Raw genomic sequence first — 14,095 nt, 5'->3', positions numbered from 1 at the left:
GCGGCGCACGCCACCTCACCGGCATCCGGGCAGGGCGCCTCGATGGCGATCGAGGACGCGGTGACGCTCGCGAAGTGCCTGCGAGACTCCGCCGGGGTGCCCGAGGCGTTCGCGCGGTACGAGTCACTGCGTCGCCAGCGGGTGGAACGCGTTGTGGCACAGGGAAAGCGCAACGGCGACGGCAAGTCGCTCGGACCGGTCATGCGGCACCTGCTGCCGCTGATCATCAAGCTGTCCAAGCCGAGCGAGAAGAGCTTGAACTGGCTCTACGGCCACCGCATCGACTGGAACAGGAAGGTATCGGCGTGATCAGCTCCGCCGGGCGGTCGCGCACGACTGGCAGCGGGTCAACCGCGGCCAGCCCTCGCGACCGCCCCACATCGGCCAGGCCACGCCCGCCATGCTGCGCACGACGCAGCGCCGGCAGATCCTGTTGCGGCCCTGGTGGTTTCGACTCATCTCGGCCCCCTTTCGTTGCGGCAGGAGAAGAGTGCGCAGCGGATCTCGAGAGCGGCTCAAGGCTGGGACGAGAACGTGGTAGCAGGTCGAGCGGTGGTCGAAGAACGCTGACGGTCCCCGGCGTACTCGCTCGGCGGTGCCACCATGGGTTGCCGGAGCGACGGGCTCTTTGCCGAGAAAGCGCGATGTGGGGTCTCCATGCAGAATCGTCAAACCGGCACCGCGGTACAGCCGCACTTATCCGTGCCCCAGGACACGCCGCCGGCCGGCGGCAGCACACACGGCTCGGACCGGGCGATCATGCTCGGCCTGCTTGGGCCGCTGCTGCTGCTCCGCGCCGGCCGCCATATCACCCCGTCGGCACCGAAGCTCCGCCTCGTGCTGTCGCTGCTCGCCGTGCAGGCGAACTCGGTGACCAGGGTGGACCAGCTGGTCGAGGAGCTGTGGGGGGAGTCACCACCGCCGAGCGCGTTGACCACCGTGCAGACCTACATCTACCAGCTGCGCAAGCTGCTGAAGCTCGACGACGCGCCGCCCGCCGACGACCCGGCCAGGCCCGCGTTGCTGAGCCACCCCGGCGGCTACATCCTCCAGCTGCCCGACCTGTCCGACGTGGACGCGAACCTGTTCGAGCAGCTCTCGCGCCGCGGCCGTGCCGAGTTGCTCGGTGCTCATGCGGAGGCGGCGGCGGAGACGTTCCGGGACGCGCTGGCGTTGTGGCGCGGCAACGTGCTGGAGGGCGTGCCCACCGGGCCGGTGCTGTACGCGCACGCCACGCGCCTGGAGGAGCTGCGGCGAAGCATCGTGACCCTGCGGATCGAGGCGGACCTGCAGCTCGGCCGCCACCACGAGCTGATCGGCGAGCTGGGCAGCATGGTGGCCTCGGAGCCGACCCGCGAGGACATCTGCGCGAAGCTGATGGTCGCGCTGTACCGCAGCGGGCGACGGGTGGACGCGCTGAACGTGTACCAGCGGATGCGCACCGTTCTGATCGACGAGTTGGGCCTCGACCCGGCCGCCGAACTGCAGCGGCTGCACCAGCTGATGCTGGAGGCGAACCCGGAGCTGGACCTGCCGGAACGACCCGCGGTCGCGCCGCAACCGGTCGCGGTCGCCGCGCCGCCCGCACCTGCACAGCTGCCCGCAGACATCCCCGACTTCGTCGGCCGGGAGGCGCAGTTGGAGGCGCTCACGGAGCTGCTGTCCGGCGGCGAGACCGTGCGGGTCGTCAACGTGGTCGGCCGGCCGGGCACCGGGAAGAACGCGCTGGTGGTGCGGGCCGCGCGAGAGGTGCGGGAGAACTTCCCGGACGGTCAGCTGTACGTGGACCTCGTCGACGCGGACGATCGGCCGACGCCCACCCGCGAGGTGCTCGCCGGGATGCTGCGGGCGCTTGGCTCGGACGTCGTGCCGGAGAGCCTGGGCGAGGCCGCGCTGCTGTTCCGCAGCTGGACCGCGGACCGGCGACTGCTGGTCGTGCTGAACAAGGCGTCGGACGAGCACCTGCCGCACCACCTGTTACCGACGGGCGCCGGATGCGCGGTCGTGGTGGTCAGCCGGGCGCCGCTGGACGCGCTGTCCGGGGCCGTGCGGGTGCGGGTGCCGACGCTGTCCACTGTGGAGGCGGTGGCAATGCTGGCGAGCACCATCGGCCAGTCGCGTGTGGACCAGGAGCGGGCCGCGGCGGTGGAGCTGGTCGAGCTGGCGGACCGGTTGCCGCTCGCCCTGCGGGCCGTCGGCGCGCGACTGGCGGCCCGACCGGCCTGGCACCTGGCGCGGATGGTGGAACGCATGCGCGACGAGAACCACCGGCTGACCGAGCTGAGCTATGGCGGGTTCGACGTGCTGGACCGGTTCGCCGCCGTGTTCCAGGGGCTCAGCGCGCGACAGCGGTGGGTGCTGCGTCGGCTGGCCGCGGCGGAGGGTGAGCCGCTGACGGTCGCGGAGATCGCCACGCGCGCCGGCATGAGCGTCGCGGTCGTGCACGACACGTTGGACGAGCTGGTGGACGCGGACCTGGTCGAGGAACTGGACACACGGGAGGAGGAACCCCTGCACCAGGTGCCCGAGCTGGTGAAGCTCGTGGGCCTGTCCGGTCTGGTCGGCAGCACCTGGTGGCGTAGTTCCGTGTAGTCCTCCCTGCATGGGGTTGCCTCGGCTACGCGTACTGCGCCGGGACCGCTGGGCGACCAGTGCATCGAGTTCCGGGCCGCAGCGCTCGCCGCTCTTCGAGCGGGGTTCGAGCGAGTCTCGTTGGTTCGGCCTTTCCCTGAGTCCACTGGGCTTGTGGGAGGACGATGTGGTCGGCGAGACGTCGCACGGGAACGAAGGGCCTGCCCACCGGGAGGCCGAGGTCATCGTGCTCGCCGCCGGCTTACGCACCGGTATCCGGATCGTGCCGCTGACGCGGTCGCTGGCGCGGCGTCCGGCGGTGGTGGGCGCGGAGGTGGCCGTCACCGCGAGGCTCGTCGACCAGCTGCCGCTGGCACGGTCGTTGGTCGTCGTGGTGCCGCCGGAGATCCCCGCTTCGTCGTGCGTGCTGCCGCCGGTGGCACTGCCGGGTGCGGCGGTGACGGTGACGGTGACGCGCCCGTCGCCGGCACCGCACGGACCGGGCGGCACGCTGTCGATGTACAACCAGCACGCGGAGGCGCTGCCCGAGGCGTTCGTCGAGGCGGTGGCGGCGGCCCGGCGTTGTGGGCTGGTGACGCCGGTGGGCAACGTGGTGTTGCTGCTGCAGGAGTTCGTGCCGACGGTGGCGTCCGCGGTGGTGCGGGCGACCGCCGACACGGTACGCATCGAAGGGCGGTGGGGCCTGGCCGAACAACGGTCGGCGGCGGACGTGTTCGAGGTGTCGGCGGACGGACCTGTCAGCGAGACCCTGGCCCGCAAGCCGACGGCGAGCCTCGCCGCGGCCGGCGGCACCCACACGGTGCCGATGCCGGACGAGCGGCAGCACCGGTCCTCGCTCGGCCAGGGGACCATTCGCCAGCTGGCGGCCCTGTCACGAGAGGCGGCGGTGACGACCGGACTGGCGCTCTCACTGGACATCGTGCTCGGGGACCGGGAGCCGGTGGTGCTCCGGTGCCGGCCGAGTACGGCCTAGCTCTTGGCGGCTGCGACGAACCGGGCGATGAGCGCCGCGTCCTTGACACCGCGGCTGGACTCGACACCGCTGGAGACGTCCACACCCCAGGCCCCGGCAGTCTCCCGCGCTTCGGCGACGGTGCCCGGGGTGAGTCCGCCGGCAAGGAGCCACTGTCCGGAAAGTCCGTTGATCGAGCGGTAGTCCCAGGCCTCACCGGAGCCGGCCCTGGGCGCGTCGACGAGGAGGAGGTCGTCTCCGTAGGCACCGACGCGGAGGTCGGGCGCGGCGTAGGAGACCGCGCGGACGAGTCGCCAGGCGGGGTCGGCGAGCTCGGTGAAGGCGTCCTTGGAGTAGTCGCCGTGCAGCTGAACGGCCCGCACTCCCGACTCCTCGGCAACCGCACGAACCTCGGCCACGGGCATCCCCTTGAACACCCCGACGGTAAGCACGTCCCCGGCGGCTTCCACCAGGTCACGACCGGTGCGAGCATCAACCCGCCGAGGACTGGCCGCGAAGACGAACCCGACTGCGTCCGCCCCCGCAGCCGCCGCGGCGGCAACGTCAGCGGCCGTACGCAGGCCACAGATCTTCACGAACGGAGCCATACGCGAAAGCCTACGCGGCCCCGCTTGCGATCTCCCTCCCGCGGTGTAAAGTCGAACGCATGGTCGAAATGGTCGCCACGTTCATCGAGAGCCTCTCCGAGGAGGAGGCCCTCGAACTCACCCGTGAACTGGACCGCCGCCGCGAGAAGCTCGACCTCTTGCAGGAGCGTGCGGTGGCTCGATTAGCCGAGTTGCGTGGGGCGGCTCCGGCGGCTTGATGTCTTGTTGGTTGCATCGGTCGGTGGTTCTTTCCGGCCGGGTCGGGGAGGGGCGCGGGTTGGTGAGGCTGGTTGCTTTGGTCTCGCGGCTTTCAGCGTTCTCGGGGTTCCTTCTTCGTGGCGGCCGGGCCGGAGTTGAGGGCAGGTTAGCGAGGCTGGTTGCTTTGGTCTCGCGGCTTTCAGCGATCCGGGGGTTTGTTCTTCCCGGCGGCCGGGCCGGGGAGGGATGCGTTGGCGAGGTTGGTTACTTTGGTCTCGCGACTTTCAGCGTTCCCGGGTTCTCTCCCTGCTCACATGCTTCCTGTGAGAGGGCGCGCCTTTGGCAGCGTTCAACTACTCGGCTTCAACTACCCAGGCCTGCCCGGCGGGCGGCCACCGCGGCCTCAGTGCGGTCCGCGATCTGTAGCTTGACAAAAATTCTAGAGAGATAATTGCGCACGGTCTTGATCGAGAGCCCGAGTCGGCGGGCGATGGACGCGTTGCCCATGCCGTCGGCGACTAGTTCCAGTACGGCTCGTTCGCGGTCGGTTAGTTCCGGGAAGGGTTTGCTGGACTCGCGGGGCTTGTTGAGGTGGTCAAGCGCCCACGGTGCCACCTCGGGGCCGAACACCACACCGCCGCGGTGGACGGTTCCGATGGCCTGGCTGATGTCGTCGGTGCTCGCTCCCTTGACGAGATATCCGCGCGCACCGGCACGCATCGCGGCGAAGAAGGTGTCGCGGTCCTCGAGCATGCTGAGCACGATCACGGCTGACTCGGGACAGCGCGACGACAGCGTCTTGGCCACCTCGATGCCGCTGGCTCCTGGCATGTTCACGTCCACAAGCGCCAGGTGTGGCCGCAGACGATGAACCTCTGCCAGGGCCTCCGTGCCGGAGCGGGCCTCCCCGACCACCTCGACGGAATCAATGGAACTCAGCAGCATCCGCAGCCCGGACAGATAGACCGGGTGGTCGTCGGCTATGACCACCCGAACGAGCGATGCCTCAAGCTGCGCGGTCATGTGGAACCCGCCCTTCCGGTAGATGTGCCGTCACGGCTACCCCATGACCGGTGTCGACCACGTCGCACCAACCGCCGAACTCCGCCGCCCGGCCTCGCATCGTGCCGAGCCCCATCCCGGACTCGGTCAGGCCGCCGTGTCCGTCGTCCACAACGGACAGGCGGAGGCCGTTGTTGACCCAAACCCTTACGGCGCAGGCGGTTGCTCGGGCGTGCTTGACCACATTGGTCAGCGCCTCCCTGACGATCCAGAACGCCGCCACCTGGCTCGTCCGATCCGCGGCATCGACCCCGGCCGCCACGTCGACCCGAACAGAAAGCCGGCCGCCGGACGCGGCGCTGATCCGCTGGCCGAAGGCGGGCAGCGCGTCGGCGAGCGCAGTTCGGTCCAACTCGGCAGGTTCGCGGTCGGAAAGTACGCGTCGCATCTCGGCCAGGAATGCGGACGCCTCCTGTCGCAGCTCCTGGAGTACTTCCCGGCCGCCGGTCAGTCCCTGGTCGCCCTTCGTCATCAGCTGGGCGAGTAGGTCGGCCCGGACCATGATCCCGGCGAGGCTGGGACCGAGCCCGTCATGCAGATCCCGCCGCAGACGGGCCAGCTCGCGGTGATGAGCGCACTCGCCCCCACCACACGAGTCCTCATCAACACGATGCCCAACGGCAAGTCCATACGGCACGGTGACCTCCGACAACTGAGCCAGCAGCCCGATGGTCAGCGGCCGATCTGGAGCCCCCCTCAACGACGAAGCAGCACGCCGTTGAGTCATCCGTCAGCACCCACCCGGGACGGTGTCCCACCCGGGTCAGGACGACATGGCACCTCCGCCGGGCCTACGGCCGCAGTACCACCCGGCGGCCGTGCAGTTCGCCGTTCTCCATGCGCCGGTGTGTTCGCGCGGCCGCGCTCAGCGGCAGTTCCTCGACCTCGCGCGGGCGCAGCACACCCGCCGCGAGCAGGCGGTTCACCTCGGCCGACGCCTCCGCCAGCTCGGTCACGGTCGCATGGGAGATGACGAAGCCGGCGATCGAGCAGTCGTTCAGGTACAGCGGGCCGACCGGCAGCACCGGGCGGGTCGCGGCGCCGGCGAGCAGCACTATCCGGCCACGCGGGGCAAGCAGGCCGACCAGCGTCGGCAGGTCGTTCACGCCGGCGCACTCCACGATCAGGTCGACCTCGCCCGGCCACGCCGGGGACCGGTAGTCCACGGCCGACGCCGCGCCCAGCGAGCGGCAGTAGTCCACGTCCCGTGCGGAGGCGGTGGCGTGGACCGTCGCGCCGGCGGACGCCGCCATCGCGACCGCCGCGCTGCCGACGTTTCCGCCGCCGCCGATCACCAGGACCCGCGCGTCGGGGCGCAGCAGGCCGTGGGTGTACAGCGCCAGGTAGGCGGTCGCGGCCGGGTGCACCACCGACACGGCCGTGACCGGGTCCACACCGGACGGTAGGCGGTACAGCCGGTCCGCCGGCACGACCGCCCGCGACGCTGCCGCGCCCTGCCGGCCGCCGTGGCCCAGGCTGTTGCACCACACCAGGTCGCCGCGCTCGAAGCCGTGTGCCGGCTCGGTCACCGTGCCCACCAGGTCCCTGGACAGCACCAGCGGCAGCACCACCTCAGTCCGGAACGCCCCGGAGCGGACGAACGTGTCGACCGGGTTCACCGTCGTGGCCAGGACGTCCACCAGCACCTCGTCCGGTGCTGGTGACGGATCCGGCAGTGTCCCGTAGCGAATGTTGTCCGGCGGCCCCAGCCGCTCGACGAACGCTGCGCGCATGCCTTCACCGTAGGTTGCCTTGCTCGGGCTTCGAGCAACACTGGTGCACGCCGGCGCACGCTGGCGGCCATGACCCTCTTCCAGGTGCGGGTGAGCGTGCCGGTCACCGCAACGCCGGCCGACGTCTACGCGGTGGTGTCCGACCTGCCGCGCAGTGGCGAGTGGAGCAGCGAGTGCCAGGGCGGCACGTGGGTGCACGGCACGCCCGTCACGGTCGGTGCCGTGTTCCGCGGGGTGAACTACCGGGCCGAGGACGTCGTCGAGTGGGCACCGGTCGTGCGGGGCAAGTGGACCACCGAGGCCGAGGTGGTCGCCGCCGAACCGGGGCGGCGGTTCAGCTGGTCCATGCGCGACAGCAAGGGCCACCGACAGGACAGCACCTGGACCTACGAGATCGAGCCGGGCCTGCTCACGCACCACTTCCGCATGGGCGAGGCCACCGAAGGCATCCGAGGCATCACCAAGGACATGGACGACGCCGACAGGCAGCGGTTCTTCAGCGAGTGGGGCAAGAAGCTGGAAGGCGACATGGCCGCGACCCTCGATCGGGTGAAGGCCGTCATCGAAAGGTGAGCTGATGTTTCTGCAGCGCGTCGGCAACCGGGGCATCGGCCTCGGACGGCTGCTCGACCGGGCGGCGGCCAAGCACCCGACCAACGTCGTCATCCTCGACCACGACCTGGACATCGCGCCGGAGATCGGACGGCGTGTGACCGTGCCGGAGCTGGCCGACCTGGTCGACGACTTCGCGTCGCGCCTGTGGGCGGCGGGGGTGCGGCCGGGTGAACAGGTGGTGGTGCACAAGTCGGACGGGTTCGACATCACGCTGCTCGCCCTGGCCACGGCGCGGATCGGCGCGGTGCCGGCGCTGCTGTCGCCCAAGCTGGACGGTCCGACCGTCCTCGCCCTGGTGCGTCGGGCCGGGCGGCCGCACCTGGTCACCGACGGGACCAAGCTCGCCGCGCTCCCGGACGAGGTGTTCGGCGAGGCGACCTCGGTGCTGCTCACCTCCGGCCGCCACGCCGGCGCGGTCGAGTTGCGGGCGTTGGCCGGCGCGCCACGGGTCGCGCCGGTGGACAACCCGCCCGACCAACCGGCGCTCATCACGCACACCTCCGGCACGACCGGCATCCCGAAGCTCGCCGTCCACACCGGGCGGACGCTGCAGGCGCGCTACCGGCCCCAGTACCTGGTCACCCGGCCGGTCCTGCTGCGCCGGGAGACCATCGCCATCCACGTCTCGTTCGTCCACTCGCGGCTGTTCACCGCGCTCGCGATCTCGCTGTACCGGGGATTCCCGATCGTGGTCATGGTCGACTCCGACCCGGCGCGGACGGCCGACCTCTTCGCGCGGATGCGGCCCGGCATTCTCGAGGCGCACCCGAACTCGTACCTGGCGTGGGAGGAACTGGCCGACGACCCACGCGGCCCGCTCGCCAACGTGAAGCTGTTCAGCAGCACGTTCGACGCGATCCACCCGCGTACCGTGCACCGGCTGCTGCACGCCTCGAAGCGACGGCTCCCGTTGTGGGGGCAGCTCTACGGGCAGAGCGAGATCGGCCCGACGGTCGTGCGTGGCTACACGAGACACCGCTCACCGGACGCCGACGGCCGGTGCGTCGGCATGGCATTTCCCGGCATGACCGGCGTGCGGGTCGTGTCCCGCAACGGACAGCCGCCGTCGAGGGAGAACCCCGGCTACGTGGAGATCCGCAGCGACGGACGGGTCGTCACGTACCTCGGCGAGCAGGAGCGGTACGACAAGCAGCTGTCCGACGGCTGGTGGCGGATGGGTGACGTCGGCTATCGGACGCGGTGGGGCTGCCTGCACCTGCTCGATCGCGAGGTGGACGTGATCGACGGCTTCGGCAGCACACTCGCCGTCGAGGACGCGCTGTTCAACCGGCTCCCGCAGCTCAGCGAGGTTGTCATCATTCCCGGTGTGGACGGGCGCGCGGTTCCCGTGATCGCCACGAAGAGCGACGAGCCGCTCGCCCCGGGAACCTGGCGCAGCGCCGTGAAGGGTCTGCCGCCGATGGCAGATCCGGTGCAGTTGCGGCACGAGGAACTGCCGCAGACCGCCACGACGAAGATCAAGCGGCTGGAGCTGGCCCGCAGGTTGGGCGACAAGGCCGCGTGAGATGACCCGCCTTGAGGTCGCGGTCGTCGGAGTCGGGCCGCGTGGGTTGTCGGTGCTCGAACGCCTGTGTGCCAACGAACGCGCCGACCCGCGACACGACGCGGTCGTCGTGCACGTGGTGGACCCGGCCGCGCCGGGAGCAGGGGCCGTGTGGCGCACCGACCAGTCGCGGTACCTGCTGATGAACACCGTCGCGTCGCAGATAACCCTGTACACCGACGAAAGCTCGCGGATCGACGGACCGGTCGAGCCGGGTCCGTCGCTGTGGGAATGGGCGTCCTCGCTGCGTGAGCACGACGAGCACACGCTCGCGGAAGCCGCCGGTCTCGGCCCGAACTCCTATCCGACGCGGGCTTTCTACGGGGCGTACCTCAACGACTGCTTCCGGCGGATCGTGGCCAACGCACCAGGGCACGTGCGGTTCGAGGTGCACCGCTCACAGGCGGTCGCGATGGCGGACACGCACGGCGTTCTCGGTGGGCCGCAGGGCATCCGGCTGGCCGACGGCACCCGGCTGAACCGCCTCGACGCGATCGTCCTCGCGCAGGGTCACGTGTCGGCGCACCTCACTCCACAACAGGAGCGGACGGCCAGCCTCGCGCGGATCCACCACCTCACGTACCTGACACCCGCGAACCCGGCCGAGGTCGACCTGTCCGGAATCGCGGCCGGCGAGCCGGTGCTGTTGCGTGGGCTGGGCCTCAATTTCTTCGACTACATGGCGCTTCTCACGGCCGGACGCGGCGGCAGGTTCCGGCGAACCGGCGACGGGCTCACCTACGAGCCGTCCGGCCGGGAACCGGTGCTGTACGCCAGCTCCCGGCGCGGTGTGCCCTACCACGCCCGCGGCGAGAACGAGAAGCGCGCGTTCGGCCGGTACTTCCCCCGGCTGCTCACGCCGGCTCGGGTCGCGGAACTGCGTGCCCGGCCCCTGCGGTTCGCCGAGGACGTGTGGCCGCTGATCGCCCGCGAGGTCGAGTGCGTCTACTACGAGACGTTGCTGTCGCGGCAGCACAGGGACGCCGACGGGTTCGGCGCCGCCTACCTGGCGGATCCCGCCGCAGCCCTCGACGCGTACGAGGTCGTCGAACGGTTCGACTGGGAGTCGCTGACGCGGCCGCACCGGGGCCGGTCGTTCGCGTCACGCGCCGAGTTCACCGAGTGGCTGCTGTCCTATCTGCGAAACGACGTGCGGCACGCGCGGGAGGGCAACGTCCGCGGTCCGTTGAAGGCGGCCCTCGACGTGCTGCGCGACCTGCGGAACGAGGTCCGGCTGGCGGTCGACCACGGTGGCCTGGACGGCAGCTCGCACCGCGACGACCTGGACGGCTGGTACACCCCGCTGAACGCGTACCTGTCGATCGGACCGCCGGTGTCGCGGATCGAGGAGATGATCGCGCTGGTCGAGGCGGGAGTGCTGGTACTGACCGGCCCAGGCACGCAGATCCGGCTGGACACCACCGAACCGACGTTCGTCGCCGCCTCGACAGAGGTGCCGGGCCCACCGGTGCGGTCACGGGTGCTGATCGAGGCACGCCTGCCGGAGCCGAACCTGCGGCGGACCGTCGACCCGCTGCTGCGGCACCTGTTGGCCACCGACCAGGTGGCGCCGTACCGCATCCCGGGCGCGAACGGCACCGTGTACGAGACGGGCGGCCTGGCGGTGACCGAGCGCCCGTACCACCTGCTGGACGGCCGGGGCCGGTCACATCCCCGGCGGTTCGCGTACGGCGTCCCGACGGAAGCCGTCCACTGGGCAACGGCGGCGGGCATCCGCCCAGGCGTCGACTCGGTGACGCTGGCCGACTCGGACGCCATCGCACGGGCGGTGCTGTCCCTGCCGGCGCTGACCTCGGTACCGCCCGAGGTCCGTCCGACGGCGACCGAGACGGACCTGACCGGCGTCATCGTGTGATCACTCGAGCCCGGCTCGAAGACCGGCGTGCTCGTCGGTGCCTGCGGCTAGCTTGAGAGTCGTGAATGTGGACGTTGCCGCACCGGGCTCCCCCGGCTACGAGCTGACCCGTGCGAACACGATCGTGGAGGAACGGCCGGCCGGTGTCGTGAACGCGCGGTCCGCCGCCGACGTGCAGGAGGCCGTGCGATACGCGGTCGCTGAGGAGTGGCCGGTCGCGGTGCAGGCGACCGGCCACGCGTACACGACACCAGCCGACGGGGCACTGCTGATCAACACCCGCCCGATGGCCACAGTCTCGATCGACGGCGACGCACGCACCGCCCGGGTAGAGGCCGGGGTACGAGCCGGCTCGTTGATCACGCAGGCCGCCCACTACGGTCTCGCGCCGATCAACGGAGCGGCACCTACCGTGGGTACAGTCGGCTTCACCCTGGGCGGTGGACTAGGCCCACTAGGCAGGCGATACGGCTTCGCGGTCGATCACGTTCGGTCGCTGGACATCGTCACCGCGGACGGCTCCGTACTCACCGCCTCGCCGACCGAACTCCCGGAGCTGTTCTGGGGCGTGCGAGGCAGCCGCGGAAACCTCGGCGTGGTGACCGCGCTGGTCACCGACCTGGTGCCGGTAACACACCTGTACGGCGGCGGCCTGTACTTCGACGCGTCGTCAACCCCCCGCGTCCTGGATGTCTACCGCGAGTGGGTGAACACGGTCCCCGACGCGATGTCCACATCGTTCGCACTCCTGCGACTACCACCGCTGGAGTTCATCCCCGAGCCGATCCGCGGAAAGTTCGTCCTCCACGTACGCATCGCCTACACGGGCAGAGACGGCGAGGCGCTGGTCCACCCACTGCGCTCAGCGGCCCCAACCCTGATCGACACGCTCGATGAGATGCCGTACACGTCCGTAGGGAGCATCCACAACGACCCGACCGAGCCGGGCCCGTTCGTGGAGAAATCGGCCCTGCTGCGAGAGTTCTCAGCCGAGACCCTCAAGATCCTGCTGGACTTGGCGGGCCCCGACGTCGAGGCACCGCTCAGCATCGTCGAGTTGCGCCACCTGGGCGGTGCACTGGGCCGTGCCCCCGAGCGTCCCAGCGCAGTGGGCTTCCGAGACGCGGCGTTCAGCGTCTTCATCGGCACAGCGGGCCTCCCAGAACTGATCGACCCAGCCCACGAGTACCACGCACACCTGACCGACGCCCTGTCCCCCTGGCGAATCGGCGGCCCATTCGTCAGCTTCCTCAGCGGCACGGACACCGACCCCGCAGTGGTCGCCACCGCCTACGAACCCGACGACTACAAGCGACTACGCGCTTTGAAGTCCACCTTCGACCCCACGAACCTGTTCCGCATCAACCACAACATCCCGCCACATTAACTGCATTATCCCTTGCTCATGTACTGTGGCGTGGACCGGATTGAGCACACGCCACGTACATCGAACCGTCGACTACAGACCAAGACGCGAAACCGCGGTGTCGACGAAGGCCCGCCAGTTCTGGGTCGAGAACACAAGGATGGGACTCGACGTGCCCATTTTCGTATCACGGACGCCGCGGCACTCAGAAGCAAAACCCACCTCCACACAGTTGTCAGGCGACAGGTTGCTGTAGGTGGACTTCCGCCACTGTGTGAAGCAAGAGGTCATGGTCCGTCGGCTCCTTGATGGTCAAACGCCTGTCACACAGGGGTGACTACAGCTGGGTTCGTTACGTTGTGCACGACCACGAGACTCTCTCATCAGAGGATCCAGGGTCGGGCCGAACCCTAGTGCATGATCAACTAGAGTGATCATGCGGTGCCTGAAACGATCGATCTCGATCGGTACGTCTCGAACCGATCGACGGGACCTCTCAACGGTCCGGGTCAGTAACCCTCAGCGGTCTCGAGGAGCATCTCTCTCGACTGAACGGGATCTAGCGAGGCTCCAACGAGTCGTTGCCAAAGGTCACGATAGGTATTGATGGACTCGTGGTCGTCTCGATATTGGCCGTCGTCATACTCTTCTATGTAGACATACTCCAGCGGAGCTGACTTGCCTGGCGACGGAATTCGAAACATTGTGAAGGGCATCGGACATCCGGACGGAAACGTGCGCGCCTTGAACGGCAACACCTGGAGGTGCACATTAGGCAGAGCCGCGACATCGGCAACGTGCCGAAGCTGGTCACGCATGACCTTCTCGTCTCCCGCGAATCGGAGAGCCGATGATTCAGATATGACGAACCCGATCTGTGGGGCATTGGGCTTTGTCAGCACCTGCTGTCGCTCCAGCCGACCTGCCACCCCTTTCTCCACATCGTCGCCGGACAACGATGTGCTCATGGAGGCGAATATCGCACGCATGTAGTCCTCGGTTTGAAGCAGGCCTGGGATCATCTCCATCTGGTACTGGTTGATGAAGCTTGCATCCTTCTCCAGATCCACAGCCATCCGGAAATTCTTGGCGTAGATCGAGCGGTATCCAGACCAGCGACCGCGCTGGTTGCAGTGCTTCGCCGTCTCCACGGCCCACGCGGTCTCTTCCTCCGTTGCCCCGAGGGCCTCACATAGAATGCGGATATCCAGCGGGCGGGCACTGGACTGCCCGTTCTCCAGCCGCGACAGCTTCGTGGCCTTGTTTCCCAGAACCTCGACAGCCTCGACCAGTGTCCAACCGCGGGCTTCGCGGAGGCGTTTGAGCTCTTTGCCAAGCTGTAGTTGAAGTACCGTGGGAGTCGGCATGGCTGATCAACTCTCCAGACCGCGCCGGTAGACCACACGCCGTTCGAGGGAAACTTTCTGTAACGACACGCTGCTTCACCTCGATCGACCTATCGACAGCGCTCGATGAGATGTTACGGTGAAATCGCTCAAGCGTCGATAGGGGTCTCATCATTGGAACCT

The 14,095-nt window shown here is 69.1% G+C and carries 15 protein-coding genes; 8 read left to right on the top strand and 7 right to left on the bottom strand.

Going from position 1 to position 14,095, the window contains the following annotated elements:
• On the top strand, window positions 1–309 hold a 309-nt coding region (locus ACJ73U_RS24365; RefSeq protein ID WP_407780016.1), incomplete at its 5' end, for an FAD-dependent monooxygenase.
• On the opposite strand, the gene ACJ73U_RS24360 is transcribed toward ACJ73U_RS24365, so the two are convergent.
• Window positions 310–459 carry a hypothetical protein gene (locus ACJ73U_RS24360; RefSeq protein ID WP_407780015.1) on the bottom strand — a complete coding sequence of 50 codons (150 nt, stop codon included), beginning with the start codon at window positions 457–459 and terminating at the stop codon, window positions 310–312.
• 198 nt (window positions 460–657) lie between these two features.
• Here ACJ73U_RS24360 and ACJ73U_RS24355 point away from each other — a divergent pair, with 198 nt between their 5' ends.
• Window positions 658–2,592 carry a BTAD domain-containing putative transcriptional regulator gene (locus ACJ73U_RS24355; RefSeq protein ID WP_407780014.1) on the top strand — a complete coding sequence of 645 codons (1,935 nt, stop codon included), beginning with the start codon at window positions 658–660 and terminating at the stop codon, window positions 2,590–2,592.
• 166 nt (window positions 2,593–2,758) lie between these two features.
• Window positions 2,759–3,565, top strand: coding sequence for a hypothetical protein (locus tag ACJ73U_RS24350; RefSeq protein WP_407780013.1), 807 nt, complete (start codon window positions 2,759–2,761; stop codon window positions 3,563–3,565).
• Here the strand turns inward: ACJ73U_RS24350 and ACJ73U_RS24345 are convergent.
• Window positions 3,562–4,152 (bottom strand): phosphoribosylanthranilate isomerase, encoded by a 591-nt coding sequence (locus tag ACJ73U_RS24345; protein ID WP_407780012.1) that lies wholly within the window; start codon window positions 4,150–4,152, stop codon window positions 3,562–3,564. The genes ACJ73U_RS24350 and ACJ73U_RS24345 overlap by 4 nt on opposite strands.
• Window positions 4,153–4,211: 59 nt before the next feature.
• Between ACJ73U_RS24345 and ACJ73U_RS24340 the strand changes: the two genes are divergently transcribed.
• On the top strand, window positions 4,212–4,370 hold the full coding sequence (locus ACJ73U_RS24340) for a hypothetical protein (protein WP_407780011.1): 159 nt from the start codon (window positions 4,212–4,214) through the stop codon (window positions 4,368–4,370).
• A gap of 343 nt (window positions 4,371–4,713) precedes the next feature.
• On the opposite strand, the gene ACJ73U_RS24335 is transcribed toward ACJ73U_RS24340, so the two are convergent.
• The 3 genes from ACJ73U_RS24335 to ACJ73U_RS24325 form a co-directional block, all read right to left on the bottom strand.
• Window positions 4,714–5,373 carry a response regulator gene (locus tag ACJ73U_RS24335; protein WP_407780010.1) on the bottom strand — a complete coding sequence of 220 codons (660 nt, stop codon included), beginning with the start codon at window positions 5,371–5,373 and terminating at the stop codon, window positions 4,714–4,716.
• Window positions 5,357–6,139: a sensor histidine kinase gene (locus ACJ73U_RS24330; RefSeq protein ID WP_407780009.1), complete on the bottom strand. Its 783-nt coding sequence runs from the start codon at window positions 6,137–6,139 to the stop codon at window positions 5,357–5,359. The genes ACJ73U_RS24335 and ACJ73U_RS24330 overlap by 17 nt, the downstream gene beginning before the upstream one ends.
• Window positions 6,140–6,203: 64 nt before the next feature.
• Window positions 6,204–7,145: an NADPH:quinone reductase gene (locus ACJ73U_RS24325; protein ID WP_407780008.1), complete on the bottom strand. Its 942-nt coding sequence runs from the start codon at window positions 7,143–7,145 to the stop codon at window positions 6,204–6,206.
• A 69-nt stretch (window positions 7,146–7,214) separates the two neighbouring features.
• Between ACJ73U_RS24325 and ACJ73U_RS24320 the strand changes: the two genes are divergently transcribed.
• The 4 genes from ACJ73U_RS24320 to ACJ73U_RS24305 all read left to right on the top strand — a co-directional run bounded on the left by ACJ73U_RS24320 (window position 7,215) and on the right by ACJ73U_RS24305 (window position 12,587).
• Window positions 7,215–7,718, top strand: coding sequence for an SRPBCC family protein (locus ACJ73U_RS24320; RefSeq protein WP_407780007.1), 504 nt, complete (start codon window positions 7,215–7,217; stop codon window positions 7,716–7,718).
• 4 nt (window positions 7,719–7,722) lie between these two features.
• Window positions 7,723–9,285, top strand: coding sequence for an AMP-binding protein (locus ACJ73U_RS24315; protein WP_407780006.1), 1,563 nt, complete (start codon window positions 7,723–7,725; stop codon window positions 9,283–9,285).
• Between the two features lies 1 nt (window position 9,286).
• Complete coding sequence (locus ACJ73U_RS24310; RefSeq protein WP_407780005.1) at window positions 9,287–11,200, top strand: FAD/NAD(P)-binding protein; 1,914 nt, start codon at window positions 9,287–9,289, stop codon at window positions 11,198–11,200.
• Between the two features lie 61 nt (window positions 11,201–11,261).
• Window positions 11,262–12,587, top strand: coding sequence for an FAD-binding oxidoreductase (locus ACJ73U_RS24305; RefSeq protein WP_407780004.1), 1,326 nt, complete (start codon window positions 11,262–11,264; stop codon window positions 12,585–12,587).
• Window positions 12,588–12,659: 72 nt separating this feature from the next.
• On the opposite strand, the gene ACJ73U_RS24300 is transcribed toward ACJ73U_RS24305, so the two are convergent.
• Both ACJ73U_RS24300 and ACJ73U_RS24295 read right to left on the bottom strand, forming a co-directional pair.
• Entirely contained in the window at window positions 12,660–12,857 is a 198-nt protein-coding gene (locus ACJ73U_RS24300) for a DUF397 domain-containing protein (protein ID WP_407780003.1), read from the bottom strand.
• A 218-nt stretch (window positions 12,858–13,075) separates the two neighbouring features.
• Window positions 13,076–13,933: a helix-turn-helix domain-containing protein gene (locus ACJ73U_RS24295; protein WP_407780002.1), complete on the bottom strand. Its 858-nt coding sequence runs from the start codon at window positions 13,931–13,933 to the stop codon at window positions 13,076–13,078.
• Window positions 13,934–14,095: the final 162 nt, after the last annotated feature.

The organism is Actinophytocola sp., from assembly GCF_045807065.1.
In the GTDB taxonomy this organism is placed as follows: domain Bacteria; phylum Actinomycetota; class Actinomycetes; order Mycobacteriales; family Pseudonocardiaceae; genus Actinophytocola.
The sequence above is the reverse complement of the archived record's forward strand: the minus strand, read 5'-3'. Positions and strand labels throughout refer to the sequence as shown.